The 16067-nt window shown below is 61.1% G+C and carries 14 protein-coding genes; 2 read left to right on the top strand and 12 right to left on the bottom strand.

Features of this window, described 5'->3' with window-relative positions; genetic code table 11:
• Positions 1–212: 212 nt before the first annotated feature.
• Genes J1G35_RS29130 through J1G35_RS29120 form a run of 3 tightly spaced genes read right to left on the bottom strand, consistent with a single transcriptional unit; the run spans position 213 to position 2798 of the window.
• Complete coding sequence (locus J1G35_RS29130) at positions 213–1394, bottom strand: acetyl-CoA C-acetyltransferase (RefSeq protein ID WP_223016712.1); 1182 nt, start codon at positions 1392–1394, stop codon at positions 213–215.
• An 11-nt stretch (positions 1395–1405) separates the two neighbouring features.
• On the bottom strand, positions 1406–2065 hold the full coding sequence (locus tag J1G35_RS29125) for a CoA transferase subunit B (protein WP_223016711.1): 660 nt from the start codon (positions 2063–2065) through the stop codon (positions 1406–1408).
• 34 nt (positions 2066–2099) lie between these two features.
• The gene (locus J1G35_RS29120; RefSeq protein ID WP_032886653.1) at positions 2100–2798 is read right to left on the bottom strand and encodes a CoA transferase subunit A; all 699 of its coding nucleotides are present in this window, start codon (positions 2796–2798) and stop codon (positions 2100–2102) included.
• 133 nt (positions 2799–2931) lie between these two features.
• Between J1G35_RS29120 and J1G35_RS29115 the strand changes: the two genes are divergently transcribed.
• Positions 2932–3837: a LysR family transcriptional regulator gene (locus J1G35_RS29115; protein ID WP_053129173.1), complete on the top strand. Its 906-nt coding sequence runs from the start codon at positions 2932–2934 to the stop codon at positions 3835–3837.
• Positions 3838–3899: 62 nt separating this feature from the next.
• Here the strand turns inward: J1G35_RS29115 and J1G35_RS29110 are convergent, their stop codons facing one another.
• The 6 genes from J1G35_RS29110 to J1G35_RS29085 form a co-directional block, all read right to left on the bottom strand.
• Entirely contained in the window at positions 3900–4229 is a 330-nt protein-coding gene (locus J1G35_RS29110; protein WP_053129170.1) for a hypothetical protein, read from the bottom strand.
• 517 nt (positions 4230–4746) lie between these two features.
• Positions 4747–5595 (bottom strand): NAD-dependent protein deacetylase, encoded by an 849-nt coding sequence (locus tag J1G35_RS29105; RefSeq protein ID WP_223016710.1) that lies wholly within the window; start codon positions 5593–5595, stop codon positions 4747–4749.
• A gap of 8 nt (positions 5596–5603) precedes the next feature.
• Complete coding sequence (locus tag J1G35_RS29100; RefSeq protein WP_223016709.1) at positions 5604–6044, bottom strand: CBS domain-containing protein; 441 nt, start codon at positions 6042–6044, stop codon at positions 5604–5606.
• A gap of 132 nt (positions 6045–6176) precedes the next feature.
• Complete coding sequence (locus tag J1G35_RS29095; protein WP_223016708.1) at positions 6177–8126, bottom strand: DNA topoisomerase III; 1950 nt, start codon at positions 8124–8126, stop codon at positions 6177–6179.
• Positions 8127–8293: 167 nt separating this feature from the next.
• On the bottom strand, positions 8294–9916 hold the full coding sequence (locus J1G35_RS29090; RefSeq protein ID WP_053129160.1) for an MFS transporter: 1623 nt from the start codon (positions 9914–9916) through the stop codon (positions 8294–8296).
• A gap of 113 nt (positions 9917–10029) precedes the next feature.
• Positions 10030–11697 carry a GMC family oxidoreductase N-terminal domain-containing protein gene (locus J1G35_RS29085; RefSeq protein ID WP_223016707.1) on the bottom strand — a complete coding sequence of 556 codons (1668 nt, stop codon included), beginning with the start codon at positions 11695–11697 and terminating at the stop codon, positions 10030–10032.
• 130 nt (positions 11698–11827) lie between these two features.
• Between J1G35_RS29085 and J1G35_RS29080 the strand changes: the two genes are divergently transcribed.
• The gene (locus J1G35_RS29080) at positions 11828–12721 is read left to right on the top strand and encodes a LysR family transcriptional regulator (protein ID WP_053129156.1); all 894 of its coding nucleotides are present in this window, start codon (positions 11828–11830) and stop codon (positions 12719–12721) included.
• 42 nt (positions 12722–12763) lie between these two features.
• Here J1G35_RS29080 and J1G35_RS29075 read toward each other — a convergent pair whose 3' ends face one another.
• From J1G35_RS29075 to J1G35_RS29065, 3 genes are read right to left on the bottom strand one after another with little or no spacing between them, the layout of a single operon-like run.
• Positions 12764–13861 carry a DNA alkylation repair protein gene (locus tag J1G35_RS29075; protein ID WP_223016706.1) on the bottom strand — a complete coding sequence of 366 codons (1098 nt, stop codon included), beginning with the start codon at positions 13859–13861 and terminating at the stop codon, positions 12764–12766.
• A 15-nt stretch (positions 13862–13876) separates the two neighbouring features.
• The gene (locus J1G35_RS29070; protein ID WP_223016705.1) at positions 13877–15223 is read right to left on the bottom strand and encodes a glutamine synthetase family protein; all 1347 of its coding nucleotides are present in this window, start codon (positions 15221–15223) and stop codon (positions 13877–13879) included.
• Positions 15224–15234: 11 nt separating this feature from the next.
• Positions 15235–15792 carry an XRE family transcriptional regulator gene (locus J1G35_RS29065; RefSeq protein WP_065905559.1) on the bottom strand — a complete coding sequence of 186 codons (558 nt, stop codon included), beginning with the start codon at positions 15790–15792 and terminating at the stop codon, positions 15235–15237.
• Between the last annotated feature and the right edge of the window lie 275 nt (positions 15793–16067).

Here is a 16067-nt window from a genome sequence, read left to right as displayed (position 1 = left end):
AGTAAAGAAGAACGCGGTGTATCAGACACTCTGTAGAGGCTGGTTTTGGGGCTGCTTCGCAGCCCAACGCGGGACAAGCCCGCTCGCCACAACAGCCTTGTCTGCCGGGGGCAAGCCCGCTCGCACATTTGGGCTGTGTTTCTTCAGGGAAACCGCATAAAGAAAAGGCCTGGCTTTTCGTGGAGCCGGGCCTTTTCCGTGTTGCTCTTTTATCAGTGGCGTTCGAGTGCCAGGGCTACGCCTTGGCCGCCACCGATGCACAGGGTCGCCAGGCCTTTCTTGGCGTCGCGCTTGATCATTTCGTGCAGCAGGGTGACCAGCACGCGGCAGCCTGACGCGCCGATCGGGTGGCCGATAGCGATGGCGCCGCCGTTGACGTTGACCTTGTCCGCATCCCACTCCAGCTCTTTACCTACCGCCAGGGATTGCGCGGCAAAGGCTTCGTTGGCTTCGATCAGGTCCAGGTCGCCCAGGCTCCAACCGGCTTTGTCCAGGCAGCGACGGGTAGCCGAGACCGGGCCGATGCCCATGATCGCCGGGTCAACGCCGGCATTGGCGTAGCTGGCGATACGCGCCAGGACCGGCAAGCCGAGGGCCTTGGCCTTGTCGGCACTCATCAGCAGCACCGCAGCGGCGCCGTCATTCAGGCTGGACGCGTTGCCGGCGGTGACGCTGCCGTCTTTCTTGAACGCCGGCTTGAGCTTGGCCAGGGACTCGGCGGTGGTACCTGCGCGAGGCTGCTCATCCACGGCGAAGGCAATCGGGTCGCCCTTGCGCTGGGGAATCAGGATCGGCGTGATCTCATCGACAAAACGCCCGGCCTCGATGGCGGCGGTGGCTTTTTGCTGGGACGCGGCGGCGAAAGCATCCTGGGCTTCACGGCTGATGCCGTATTTGTCCACGAGGTTCTCGGCGGTGATGCCCATATGGTAGTCGTTGAACGCATCCCAGAGGCCGTCGGTGATCATGCTGTCGATCATCTTGGCGTGGCCCATGCGCAAACCCGTGCGCGCGGCAGGCAGTACGTACGGTGCCAGGCTCATGTTCTCCATGCCGCCGGCGATGATGACCTCGGCGTCACCGCAACGGATGGCCTGGGCGCCCAGGTGCAGGGCTTTCAGGCCTGAGCCGCAGACCTTGTTCAGGGTCAGGCTCGGCACGGCATGGGGCAGGCCGGCGAGGATCGAGGCCTGGCGCGCGGGGTTCTGGCCGGAACCCGCGGTGAGTACCTGGCCGAGGATGACTTCATCGACTTGGGCCGGGTCCAGACCGGTCTGCTCCAGCAGGCGACGGATCACGGCGGCGCCCAACTCCGGTGCCGGAATGCTCGCCAGCGAACCTTGAAAGCTGCCCACGGCGGTGCGGGTGGCAGCAACAATCACGACGTCTTGCATGGAATCTGTCCTCACTGGAAGTGCATTTCTGGAACGTGGTCCGGGACGATCAGTTTACCGGCGGTCTTGCTCACAATCTCTTCAACGCTGACGCCAGGTGCGCGTTCCTTCAGGACAAAAGCGCCATTTTCGATTTCCAGGTACGCCAGGTCCGTCAGCACACGCTTGATGCAGTTGGCACCGGTCAGCGGCAGGCTGCATTGGCTGAGCAACTTGGACTCACCGTCCTTGGAGGCGTGGGTCATGATCACGATGATGTTTTCCGCACCGGCCACCAGGTCCATGGCGCCGCCCATGCCCTTGACCAGTTTGCCGGGGATCATCCACGAGGCGATGTTGCCGTGTACGTCCACTTCAAAGGCGCCGAGCACGGTGAGGTCGACGTGGCCGCCGCGAATCATCGCGAAGGATTCGGCGGAGGAGAAGATCGAGGCGCCGATGCGCGCCGTCACGGTCTGTTTGCCGGCGTTGATCATGTCGGCATCGATGGTGTCTTCGGTAGGAAACGGGCCCATGCCCAGCAGGCCGTTCTCCGATTGCAGCATCACTTCCATGCCTTGAGGAATGTAGTTGGCCACCAGGGTCGGAATGCCGATGCCCAGGTTGACGTAGAAACCGTCCTGCATTTCGCGGGCCACGCGTTGAGCCATTTGTTCGCGGGTAAGAGCCATTGTATGAGTCCTTATTGTTCGGGCTGGGGGCGGATTATTTGCGCACGGTGCGCTGTTCGATGCGCTTCTCGAACGTGCCGCAGATGATCCGGTCGACGTAGATGCCAGGGGTGTGGATCTGCGCCGGGTCCAGCTCGCCCGGTTCGACGATTTCCTCGACTTCGACCACGGTGATCTTGCCCGCGGTGGCGGCCAGCGGGTTGAAGTTCTGGGCGGTGTGGCGATAGATGACGTTGCCGAAGTGGTCGGCTTTCCAGCCTTTGACGATGGCGAAGTCGCCGGTGATGGATTCTTCCATCAGGTACGGGCGACCGTTGAATTCGCGGGTTTCCTTGCCTTCGGCGACCGGAGTACCGACGCCGGTTGCGGTGAAGAAGGCGGGGATACCGGCGCCGCCTGCGCGCATTTTTTCCGCGAGGGTGCCTTGGGGGGTGAGGACCACTTCGATTTCGCCGCTGAGCAATTGTTTCTCGAACAGGGCGTTTTCACCGACGTAGGACGCGATCACCTTGCTGATCTGCTTTTCTTCCAGCAGCACGCCCAGGCCAAAACCATCGACGCCGCAGTTGTTGGAGACCACGGTGAGATCACGGGTGCCTTTGCGCTTGATCTCATTGATGAGGTTTTCCGGAATGCCGCACAGGCCAAAACCACCGGAGAGCACGGTCATGCCGTCTTCCAGGCCTGCCAGTGCTTCCTCGTAGGACGCCACGCGTTTATCGAAACCTGCCATATGCACCTCTTTTATTGTTTGTGGGCCAGCCAATGAATCGAGTGTTGCGCCGACGGATTGATTTGTTAAGTTGTTTTTTAAGGTTGATTGATTTAGAAAACAGCATAGTTAATCCGTCTTCCGGAGCAGCCTTATGACAGTTAAACAGATGCGTGCCTTTCTCGCCGTGGCCCAGACCCTGAGTTTTGCCGCCGCCTGCGAGCGGTTGCACCTGTCTCAGTCGGCCCTGAGCCTGACCATCAAGGGGCTGGAAGAAGGGTTGGGCGGACGCTTGTTCAGCCGTAATACACGCAACGTCGCGTTGACCCCCGAAGGCGAGTCCTTATTGCCCCTGGCCCGGCGGCTGATGGCCGATTGGGACAATGCCGAAGATGAGCTGCGTCAGCTCTTCACCTTGCAGCGTGGGCGGGTCACAGTGGCGGCGATGCCGTCGTTTGCCGGCAACCTGTTGCCGCCGATCCTGAAGATATTCCGCGCGCGTTACCCGCAGGTGAACGTGACGGTGCATGATTTGATCAATGAGCAGGTGCTGGAGATGGTTCGCGATCGCCATGTGGAATTGGGGGTGGCGTTTGAGCCGTCCGAAGCGGCGTCGCTGGCGTTTACTCCGTTGTACCTGGATCGCTTTATTGCGGTCGTCCCGGGTGACTCACCGCTGGCGAAATGCACTGAAATTGACTGGAAAACCTTGCTGGAACAGCCGTTCATTACGCTGCAGCGGCCTTCCACGGTGAGGGTCATGCTGGAAGAGCATCTGGGGGCCTTGAAGATGAAGTTGCCGGTGGCGTTGGAAAGCCATCAATTGGCAACCGTGGGCAAGATGGTCGCCAGCGGCCTGGGCGTCAGTGCTGTACCGGCCTTGTGTGCGCAGCAGATGCAGGAGGCGGGCGCGCATTGCATCACCTTGACCGATCCGGTGATTGAGCGGCCGATTGGTGTGTTGACCAAGCCAGGGCATGAACTGTCGGCGGCGGCGCAGGTGTTGTTTGATATTTTTCGCGATGAGGCGGGGAAGGGCAGGTTCCCGGCGTTGTTATAAAGCAGGTATTAAAAAGCCCGCTCGAATAAACGAGCGGGCTTAAATTTAAAGGTGCACTGTTATCAGCAGTATCTATCAATCACTTTAACTTGCGATTGGCCTTTGAGGTTCTGCCATTCGCTATTAAGTGTATGGAACACTTGCTCGATAAAATTGCGATCGGCCGCAGCTTTCTTGCCGACATAACCCTGGCCACGGCGGTACATCTTCAGGCGCGCCGCCAGTTCACGGTTATTACGGTCGAACTCGGCTTCTTCAGTGTGGGGCGCCAGGCAGTCAATTTGCACTTCGCCCGATTTGCCAATCCACAGGATATGGTCGTCGAGAGTGTCTTTCTGCGCTGCGAACATCTCAGCCAATTCATCGATAGTTGGTTGGTTGTTCAGATTCATGTGTAAGCCCCTTGACCAGTTGGCGATCTATCAGTTGATTCCGTTAAAACTGCTTAGTTGTCTCCGGCTTGGAAAACCGGGCGTCAGTGACTGTCTGCCGAATACGGGCAGGGTCTTGAACCTGATGCATGTAGTCTTGCTGATGAACTGCTACGCAATGGTTTCATAACGAAGACAAGTCGCATTTGAGCGCCTTGTACCGATCCTTTCGGGTCGGTCAGCTTCATCAATCTGCCTTGTGGGCAGTGCACATCCGGAAAAAACAGCTCGGCGGTCAGACGAGCTTGTTCAAAACGCGTGTTACCAACACTCCCGATCCGGGAGACGTCTAGATCATGCAAGGACAAAAAGGTTACGTCAACGATTATGTAGTGATTATTTTTGGTCACTACATAAATCGTCGTGGCGACGGGGGGATGCGGGAGAAGGTGACTTGGTCGTCATTTTTTGTGCGGGTTAGTCGCAGGCGCCAGTGGCCAATTCGGCGCTGAGCCTCCCACATTGATCTGTGGTGTTTTTATGCTCCCAGCCGCTCAGCCAGCAAAGGCAGCAACTGCTCACAGGAAGCTTCGATCTTCACCTGCAACAGCTCATCCCCTCGGGTCTTGCCCAAGTTGATGGCGATCACCGGCTTGCCCTTTTCGACCATGGCTTTGCACAGGCGAAATGCGGAGTAAGCCATCAGCGACGAGCCCACCACCAGCAGCCCTTCGGCATGCTCTACCGCGGCCATTGCCTTGGCAGCCGTCGCTGGCGCAACGTTCTCGCCAAAAAACACCACGTCCGGTTTCAGTCGCTCACCCTGGCAATGGGGGCAACGGGGAGCCTGGAAGTGCTCTTCAAACGTGGGATCGAGCAAGGTGTCGCCATCGGGGGCCTGTACTGCATGGACCTGCGCCAGGTACGGGTTGTCGATTTCCATCTGCCGCTGGATCACATCGCGTGTGCTGTGCAGGTGGCAATCCAGGCACAGCACCCGGTGCAGGCTGCCGTGCAGTTCGATCACGTCATGGCTGCCAGCCTGGTCATGCAAGGTGTCGACGTTTTGCGTGATCAGGCCGGTGATGCACTGGCGTTGTTGCAAGCTCGCCAGTGCCCGGTGAGCGTTGTTCGGCTGCGCGATACGTACCCTCGGCCAGCCCAGCATCGCCCGTGCCCAGTAGCGGCGTCGCGCTTGCGCGGTGGCGAGGAATTCCTGGTACATCATTGGCGCCTTGCCCCGGCGTACGCCTTCGCTGTCGCGGTAGTCGGGGATCCCCGAGGACGTGCTGATACCGGCACCGGTCAGCACCAGGAAACGCCTTTCGGCCATGGCCCGGTGCAGGGTGTCGAGGTGGTCCTGCTGATGTTCCAGCGTGTCGAGCATGGGGTCTCCTATTCGCCGCGGATGTACTGCTCCAACTGCTTGATCAGGTCAGCCTGTTCGGCAATGGCTTCCTTGACCAGGTCGCCGATGGACAGCAGACCCAGCAGTTTGCCGTCTTCGACCACGGGCAGGTGGCGCAGGTGGCTGTCGGTCATGATGTTCATGCACGCTTCGATACTTTTATGGGTATCGACGGTGATAACAGGGGAACTCATCACCTCGTGGACCTTTGTGGTGACCGACGACAGGCCCTTGAGCATGATTTTGCGTGCGTAATCGCGTTCGCTGATGATCCCCACGACCGCGCCTTCCTTGACCACCGGCAAGGCCCCGACGTTTTTCTCCGACATCCGGACCAGCGCTTCAAACACAGTGTGGTCCCATTGGATGGTGTGAACGTCCTGGTTTTTCTGGTCCTTGGCTTTGAGCAATTGTGCAACGGTCTTCATGGCGGCCACTCCGGTGTTGTTGTTAGGAAGTCAGCAAGTCCCCTACAGAATCCTAGACGGGCTACGGCGCTGCAAGGACCAAAGCGGCGTTAAACCCGTCGAAAAACGTCATTCGCGGGATTTTTTCACTTTTTATCCTGCATTCGCCGGCTTTTTGGCGCGTTTGGTCGTGCCGGCTGCCTTGCGGGGGGCGGCCTTGCGTTTCTTCTTCCACGGTGCAGCACCTCGGCCCGCCGGGCTGGCCGGCCCGGTGATGGTCATGCGCATGCCGTTGCAACGCGCCACTTGTTTGCTCATCCACGCTGCCTGCTTGGCGACGAATTCTTCCAGGCTCATCTCGCCACTTTGTACCATGTCCAGCGCCTGCTCCCAGATCGCAGTGGTGCCGGGGTCGGCAATCGCCCGGGGCACCGCGTCGATCAGGCTGAACGCTGCCGGTGTGGCTGACAGTGCCTTGCCGTTCTTCACCAGGTAACCACGGTCCAGCAACCCCTGGATAATCCCCGCGCGAGTGGCTTCGGTGCCGATGCCGGTGGTGTCCTTGAGTTTTTGCTTGAGCAGCGGGTCTTCCACCAGCTTGGCGACGTTTTTCATCGCCTTGATCAGGTCACCTTCAGTAAAGGGCTTGGGTGGTTGGGTCCACAGGTCCTTGAGGTTGACCTTGGCCACCGCATACTCCTGGCCTTGCATCAGTGTCGGCAAGGCCTGCGGTGCCGGTGCTTCGCGCCCCTTTGCTGGTGCGAGGGCTTCGGGCAAGGCACGTTTCCAGCCCGGCTCGATTACCACTTTGCCCACCGCGCGCAACGCCTGGCCCGCGCAGTCGAAATCCGCCTGGGTACGATCGTATTCATGGTTGGGCAGGAACTGCGCCAGGTAGCGCGCGCGAATCAAGGTGTAGACTGCGCGGTGCTTGCCGGTGAGTTGGCCTACGTCCTTGCCGGCGCCGGTAGGAATGATGCCGTGGTGCGCGCTGACCTTGGCATCGTTCCAGGCCCGTGAGCGGCGCTGGGGATCAATATGGGGCATCAACTCATTGACTGCCGCATCCGCACGGCCCAATGCGGCGAGGATCTTCAGCGCCTCACTGTGCTGGCTCAACGGCAAGTAGCCACAGTCACTGCGGGGGTAGGTGATGACCTTGTGGGTTTCGTAGAGGGACTGGGCGATATCCAGGGTTTCCTGAGCACCGAGGCCGAGCTTCTTCGAGCAGATTTCCTGCAAGGTGCCGAGGTCGAAGGGCAGCGGTGCCACCTCGCGCATGCGTTCGGTGCGCAGCTTGATCAGCCGTGCGCTGGCGGCGTTGGTCATGGCGTCGGCAGCGTCCCGGGCCAATTGCGGGTTAAGGCAGCGGCCTTGGTCGTCACAGGCATCCTCGGCGGCACGCCATTGGGCGGTGAAGGTCATGCGGTCGTGACGCAGGTCCACATCGATGGCCCAGTACGCCACCGGCACAAAGTCGGCGATGCTGCGGTCGCGGTCGACCACCAGGCGCAAGGTGGGTGTTTGCACCCGGCCCACCGGCAGCACGCCCTGATAGCCGGACTGACGCCCCAGCAAGGTAAACAGGCGACTCATGTTCATGCCGATCAGCCAGTCGGCGCGGGAGCGGCCCAGGGCCGAGTGGTACAGGCTGAATGTCTCGGCGCCTGGCTTGAGCGCCGCCAGGGCCTTGCGGATGGAGGCATCGTCCAGTGCCGACAGCCATAACCGCTGGATCGGCCCGCGATAGCGGCAATGCTCGACCAGTTCGCGGGCGATCATCTCGCCTTCACGGTCGGCGTCGGTGGCGATCACCAGTTCCTGGGCTTCCCCCAGCAGGCGCTTGACGGCCTTGAACTGGCTGGCGGTCTTGGGCTTGACCAACATCTTCCATTTTTCCGGGACGATCGGCAGGTCGGCCAGTACCCAGCGTTTGTATTTGGCGTCGTAGGCGTCGGGCGGCGCGGTTTCCAGCAGGTGGCCGATGCACCAGGTGACGGTGACCCCATTGCCCAACCAGCAACCGTCGCCGCGCCGACTGGCGCCGAGCACGGCCGCAATATCCTTGGCCTGGGAGGGTTTTTCACAGAGGTACAGCCGCATGGTCAGCCCATTCGTTACACAGTTGAATGGAGAGCAGGATGGGCATAAGAAGGGAATTGATCAACTATTATCTGTATGGATATACAGCAATTTGTGTGAGCACTGGAAAAAAGTGGGAGGGGTGTAAACCCCTCCCACAAGGGATCTCCTGTGTTCAGGAGATCTGTTTAGTTGTTATCGAGATCCACATGCCGTGTTTCCTTGAGGCAGAACATCCCCACGACCAGGCTCACCCCCGTCACCACCACCGGGTACCACAACCCATAGAAGATGTCGCCGGTGTACACCACCAGCGCAAACGACACGGTCGGCAGGAACCCGCCAAACCAGCCGTTACCGATGTGGTAGGGCAGCGACATCGAGGTGTAGCGGATACGCGTTGGAAACAGCTCCACCATCAGCGCCGCCAGCGGGCCATAGCACATGGCGGCGATCAGGATCAGCACCACGATCAGCACCACCACCATGACCTTGTTGACCTGGGCCACATCCGCCGAAGTCGGGTAGCCGGCCAGGGTCACTGCACCGCGCAGCGCTGCCTCGTCGAAGCCATCGATGCGCACATCACCCACGCTCACCTGCACCGGGCTACCGGCCGGGGCGGCGGCGCTGCTGTAGGGCAGGCCTTGCTTGACCAGGAAGGTCTTGACCTTGTCGCACGGGCTGTCAAATTTCGCCTTGCCTACCGGATCGAACTGGAAGGTACAGGTGGCCGGGTCGGCCAGCACGGTGATCGGTGCCTGGCGGCTGGCTTGGTCCATCGCAGGGTTGGTGTAGTGCGCCAGGCCTTTGAAGATCGGGAAGTACAGCGCGGTGGCCAGCAGCAAACCGAGCATCAACACCGGCTTGCGGCCGACCTTGTCCGACAGCCAGCCGAACAGGATAAAGAACGGCGCGCCAATCACCACGCTGATAATCAGCAGCATATTGGCCAGGGCCGGGTCCATCCGCAGGAACTGCGTAAGGAAGAACAGCACATAGAACTGCGCGGCGTAGAAGGTCACCGCTTGGCCGCCGTTGATGCTGAACAGCGCGATCAGCACCACCTTGAGGTTTTCCCACTTGCCGAAGGATTCGCGGATCGGTGATTTGCTCGCCTTGCCTTCCTCTTTCATTTTCAGGAACGCCGGCGATTCATGCAGGCTCATGCGGATCCAGGTCGAGATGCCCAGCAGCACGATGGAGAACAGGAACGGGATACGCCAGCCCCAGACTTCGAACTGGTCGCCGGTAAAGTAACGACAGGCCAGCACCACCAGCAGCGACAGCAACAAGCCCAGGGTCGCAGTGGACTGGATCCAGCTGGTGTGCAAGCCGCGTTTGCCGGCCGGTGCGTGCTCGGCCACATAGGTGGCCGCACCGCCGTACTCACCGCCCAACGCCAGGCCTTGCAGCATTCGCAGCACGATCAGGATGACCGGCGCCGCAATGCCGATGCTGGCGTAGGTTGGCAACAGGCCGACGCAGAAGGTCGCCACGCCCATCAGGATGATGGTCACCAGAAACGTGTACTTGCGCCCGATCATGTCGCCCAGGCGGCCGAACACCAGCGCACCGAACGGCCGCACCACAAAGCCGGCGGCAAAGGCCATCAAGGCAAAGATAAACGCCGTGGTGTCGTTGACCCCGGCAAAGAACTGTTTGCTGATCACCGCCGCCAGGGCGCCGTAGAGGAAAAAGTCATACCACTCGAACACCGTTCCCAGGGACGAGGCGAAGATGACTTTTCTTGATTCGCTACCGGTGCTCGCGTTGGTCGCCGAGCCCAGGGGTTGAGCATGTTCTGACATCGGGAAGCCCTCACAGTGATTATTTATTGTTGTTCCACTGTCGGCGCCAACCTCAGCGCCGCTATTTCTCAGTTCCTTGCAGGAGCGAGCTTGCTCACGAAAGTTGTCAACGATTACGCAGGAAACCCGGATGGCAGCGGCGCTTTTGCGTTTTTCGCGAGCAAGCTCGCTCCTACAGTGTTCGGCGAAAGGATCAGCTGCGCGGCCTTTTCCGCGATCATCAGCGTGGGTGAACAGGTATTGCCGGACGTAATGCGCGGCATGACCGAAGCATCGGCGATGCGCAGGCCGGGCACGCCATGCACGCGCAACTGCGCGTCGACCACCGCGTCTTTGTCGCCGCCCATGCGGCAGGTGCCGACCGGATGGAAGATCGTCGTGCCGATGCGCGCGGCGGCTTCATGCAGTTGCTCTTCGGTTTGCAGTGCGTCGCCGGGCAGGTATTCCACCGGTTTGAACTGGCTCAGGGCCGGTGCGGCGACGATGCGTCGGGTCAGGCGAATGGCGTCGGCGGCCACCCGCAAGTCTTCCGGATGGCTGAGGTAGTTGGGCCGGATCAGCGGCGCATCCGCCGGGTTGGCCGAGCGGATATCGATGCGGCCACGGCTTTGCGGGCGCAGGTCGCAGACCGAGGCGGTAAACGCCGGGAACCCGTGCAGCGGTTCGCCAAAGCGTTCCAGGGACAGCGGCTGCACGTGGTATTCAAGGTTGGCCGAGGTCTGTTCCGGGCCCGAGCGGGCAAACGCGCCGAGCTGGCTGGGCGCCATCGACAGCGGGCCGCTGCGGTCATACAGGTAGCGCAGGCCCATGCCCATCTTGCCCCATACGGTGCCCGCGATCTGGTTCAGGGTACGGGCGTTTTCCAGCTTGTAGATCAGCCGCAATTGCAGATGATCCTGCAAGTTGCCGCCGACGCCCGGCAGTTCATGCAGCACATCGATGCCCAACGGCTTGAGCACGCTGGACGGGCCGATCCCGGAGCGTTGCAGGATCCCCGGCGAGCCCACGGAGCCGGCGCACAGCACGATTTCCTTGCGGGCTTTCCAGCGCACTGGCTGGCCGTTTTGACGCCCGACCACCGCCGAGGCGCGGCCGTTTTCCAGCACCACGCGGTCCACTTCGACTTCGGTCAGCACGGTGAGATTGGGCCGCTGGCGGATCGGCTTGAGAAACGCCTTGGCCGCGTTCCAGCGCACCCCGGCCTTCTGGTTGACCTGGAAGTAGCCGCACCCCTCGTTATCGCCCTGGTTGAAGTCGCTGATACTGGCGATGCCGCTTTGCGCCGCTGCCTCACGAAACGCATCGAGGATCGGCCATGACAGCCGCTGCTGCTCAACCCGCCATTCGCCGCCGTCGCTGTGGAATTCCGAGCCGCCGGCAAAGTGGTTTTCGCTCTGCTTGAACAGCGGCAGCACGTCTTTCCAGGCCCAGCCGTCGTTGCCTGCCGCCGCCCAGCCATCGTAGTCCTGGGCCTGGCCACGCATGTAGATCATGCCGTTGATGGAGGAACAGCCGCCGAGCACCTTGCCCCGTGGGTAACTCAGCGCACGGCCTTGCAGGCCTTCCTGGGCTTCGGTCTTGAAGCACCAGTCGGTGCGTGGGTTACCGATACAGAACAGGTAGCCGACGGGGATATGGATCCAGGGATAGTTGTCGCGGCCACCGGCTTCAAGCAGCAGCACGCGGTGGGCGGGGTTGGCGGACAGTCGATTGGCGAGCAGGCAGCCTGCGGGGCCGGCACCTACTACCACGTAATCGTATTCAGCAGCTGCAATGGGCATCTGAGGCCTCGCTTGTTTTTCTTATTGGCTCCATCCTAGTTGTTAGTTTTCGTCTTAAAAATGTTAGTTTTTACCCAGCTGCTGTGCGTTTTTAAACAGCGCTGCCCGGGGCACATGCAATGGAGGCGACATGTTCGACTGGAACGACCTGCGGTATTTTCTTGAATTGCAGCGCAGCGGCCGCCTGCTCACCGCCGCGCAGCGCCTGAAAACCACGCATGCCACCGTGGCCCGGCATATCGAAGCCATCGAGAAGAGCCTCGGCACCGCGCTGTTCGTGCAGCACGCCCAGGGTTACGAACTGACCCCTGCCGGCGAAGCCCTGCTCAAACACGCCGAAGCCATGGAAAACGTCGCGCTGCTGGCCGAGGACGAACTGACCCACTCCGCTGCGCCTCTGGGCAAGATCCGCCTCGGGGTGGCCGAAGGGTTGGGGGTGATGTTCCTCGCCGGCCGCATGGGCGGGCTGTTCGAGCGTTATCCCGGCCTGGAAGTGGAACTGCTCGCCGTGCCGCGCTTCGTCAGCATCCTCAACCGCGAGGCGGAAATCAGCATCCACCTCGAACGCCCCAGCGTCGATCAATTGGTCACACGCAAACTCACCGATTACCGCCTGGCGCTCTATGCCAGCCGCGCCTACCTGGCGCGCACCCCACCGATTGAAAAGCGCGAAGACCTCGCTGCCCATTCATGGATCGATTACGTCGACGACCTGCTGTTCAGCCAGGAGTTGAAGTTCCTCAGCAGCTTCTGCCGCAACCCCAAGGTGGTGTTCCACAGCACCAGCGTCATCGCCCAACACCAGGCCGCACGCTCCGGTTTGGGGATTGCGGTGCTGCCGTGCTTCATGGCGTCGGGCGACCCGGAACTGGTGCCGTTGCTGCCGGGGGAGGGGATCCAGCGCAGCTACTGGATCAGCTCGCGGCGGGAACTGCACAAGTCGGTGCGGCTGCGGGTGTTGTGGGACTATGTGGTGGAGTTGTGCGCGCGGGAGCAGCCACTGTTGCTCGGCGAATCCAACTGAAGAAACCCTCCCACATTGATCGGTGGTGTTGGCTGAATCGGATTAATCGCGCAATTCGAATTCAGCACTGCCCAATCGCTCCCCATTCACCAACACATGCACCGTATGCCTGCCGGGATAGTGCTTGCGCGTGGTCAACGCGCGAATATGTTGCTCGCGGCGCAGGCTGTGCTGTTCACCCGCGCCCAGCGTAAACGCCTTGAGCTTGAACACCTTGGCCGCGCTGTGCCCCGCGCTTTTGACGTAGTCGATGGCGTAGTCCACCACCAGTTTCTGCGCAGTGGCGGCGGTGGATTCCAGGCTGAACGACAGGGTGATCCGCTCACCCAGCTTGATCACCGCCGGCGTCACGCTCAGGTGATGGAGCTTCACCTCGGCCTTGGCGCCTGCGCCCATGATCGTCAGCGCGCGGGTGTTGCCCTGTTTGATCAGGCTGCGCAGCGCATGGCGGGCGATCCAGGCGGTGTGCGGGTTATCCAGGTTCCAGCCTTCGACCAGGCTGAGCACCCAATCCGGGTGGTCCTTGGTGATGTCGTTGAGGTGGTTGGCCACGGATTTGCGTACGTAGAGGGTGTTGTCGGCCTTGAGGTTGTCGAGGATCGACGCGCATAACTCGGGGTTGGCCTGCACTTCGGCCAGGCGAAATGACCAGGGCAGGCGCGGGCGCGAGCCTTCGCTGGCGAGGCGGCGCACGTGTTCGTTGTCATCCCGCGACCACGTTTGCATGACCGCCAGGGTGCGTTGGAAGTCGTGGAGCAAGAAGTGTCTTATCGCGAATTCAGCCGAGCCAAAGGTGGTGAAGTATTTGAGCGCGGCCATGGAGCGCTTGAAGTCATCCAGTCCGTAACTCGCCACGTAGTGCGGCAGGAATAGGCTGACGAACCCGCTGTTCAGGCGCGGTGCCAGGGCGTAAAGCAGTTTGAGGCTCTGGGCATAGTCCAGCGGGATCACCGCGTGCAGGCTTTCGCTGACCCGCGCCATACGCTGCATCACCGACAACTCGGCCAGCCCGGCCTTGGCATGCTTGAGGAAACCCTTGGCGTCGAACGCGGGGTACACCGCCGTCATTTCGCTGGCGATGTGCTGCAGGCGTTCGACGTTGAAGATTTCCTTGAGCGCCGGGGCGCTTTGGTCAGTCATCGGTTGTTCCATCCGTTAGAGAAACCAGCGGTATTCCCGCGCATGGATTTCTTGTTGAAAGGCCAGGTGATCCTGGCGTTTGTTCTCGCAGTACACGTCGATAAATTCAGCACCGAGCTTATCGCGCAATACCGGCTGATGCTGCATGGTGCGCACGGCGTCGAGCATTTCCACGGGGAAGTCGGTGCCGCTGCTGCGGTCCTCGTTCAGTGGCGCGATGGGTTCGCGCTTGGTTTCAAGGCCATGCTCCAGGCCGACGAGGATTGCCGCCAGCACCAGATACGGGTTGGCGTCGGCACTGGCCAGGCGATGTTCGATGCGCAGGTTGCGCGGGTCGGAGTCGGGGATGCGCACGCACGCGTCGCGGTCTTCGAAGCCCCAACTGGCGCGGGTCGCGGCGTTGACCGTACCGCCCAGGCGGCGGAAGGCGTTGTGGTTGGGCGAGAAGATCGGCATGCAGTGGGGCAGCAATTCCAGGCAACCGGCCACGGCGTGGCGCAGCGGTTGCTGCTGGTGCGCCGCGAGCACATTGTTGCCGGCGCCGTCATACAGGCTGACATGCACATGCATGCCGCTGCCGGGGAATTGCAGGTAAGGCTTGGCCATGAAGCTGGCGCGGTAGCCGTGTTTCAGGGCCACGCCACGGGTGCTGCGGCAGAACAGGGCCGCCCAGTCGGCGGCGCGCAGGCCGTCGTCGAGGTGGCCGAAGTTGATCTCGAACTGGCCAGGGCCGAGTTCGGCGGTGATCACCGTGATGTCGATGCCCTGGTCCTTGGCGGTCTGCGCCATATCGTCCAGCACCTCGCTGAAGCGCGACAGCCGTTCGATATGCAGGTTGGGCTGGTCGTCGGCGTCACCGCTCAGTGGGTCGCGGGCGAATTGCGGCAGGCCGTTGTCGAGTTTTTTGTCGAACAGGTAGAACTCCAGTTCGAAGGCCACCACCGGGTGAATGCCTTTGTGATGCAGGCGCTCCAGCACCTTGGCCAGGACTTCGCGAGGTTCGAATTCGATCGGCGCTTCGGTGCCGTCCGAGGTGATCAACATCTGCCCCAACGGCTGCGACTCCCAGCTCACCGGCTTGAGCGTGCCGGGCACCAGGCGGCGGTTGGCATCCGGGTCGCCGTCGTGGAAGCAGTAGTCGCCGATCTTGAACAACCCACCCTGAGCCCCGAGCAGCACGGCGTTTTGCGGCAGCTTCAACGGGCTGCCGGCGGCGACCTTTTCCAGCATCTCGATGGGGTAGCGCTTACCGTAGAAATGCCCGGGGATGTCCAGGGCGATCAGGTCGACATAACGCACGTCGGGATGGTTCTGGCGAAAGGTCCGTACTTCGGCCAGTAACGTAGAGGCTTGGCTTTTCACGGGTGTTGCTCCTAGTTGTAAACCCACAGCACGCGGGCGGGCAGGTCGGTCAGGTTGGCGTAGCGGCAGTGGGCGAAACTGGCCAGGTGGAAGCTGTCACCGGGGCCGAGGGTGACCGAATCGGCCTCGCCCTCCACCCACAGCGTCAATTCGCCTTCCAGCACAAAACCGGCCTGTTCGGCGCGGTCGCTCATGGTCTGTTCACCGCTGTTGGCACCGGGGGCCAGCAGGCTGTCGAGCATCGAGAAGGCACCGTTCATGCTGGGGGAGACCAGGATGTCGGTGATGCCGTTGGCGTAATACACGGTGCGGCGTTCGTTGGGGCGGGTGACCCAACTCACGGCCTTGGGTTTGGACAGGCTGTAGAAATAGGTGGTGGGCACATCGAGGGCATGGCTGATGGCGGTGAGATCCGCCACGGTCGGACGCGACAAGCCGCGTTCGACCTGGGACAGGAAGCCTACCGAACGTTCGATCTTCTGTGCGAGTTGGGCGAGGGTGAGCTTCTTGTGCTTGCGCAGGTCGTGGATCAGGATCGCCAGGGCGTCGAGTTCTTCTTGCTGGTTCATGAAATTTATATCTAATAATTTCATGAAAAATTACAGGATTAATTTCATATGGGCAATGGGCGGGGGCGCATAAGCCAGTGAATTGTGGCGAGCGGGCTTGTCCCGCGCTGGGCTGCGAAGCAGCCCTAAAACCAGCCGCTACAGAGTGTCTGATACACCGCGTTCTTCTGTAATAGGGCTGCTGCGCAGCCCAGCGCGGGACAAGCCCGCTCGCCACAATTCACTGGCTTATGCGCCCCCGCCCATTGCCCATATGAAATTAATCCTGTAATTTT

This window comes from Pseudomonas sp. SH10-3B (assembly GCF_019891415.1).
GTDB lineage: Bacteria > Pseudomonadota > Gammaproteobacteria > Pseudomonadales > Pseudomonadaceae > Aquipseudomonas.
Note: the sequence above shows the minus strand (reverse complement) of the source record. Positions and strands in the feature narration are given on the sequence as shown.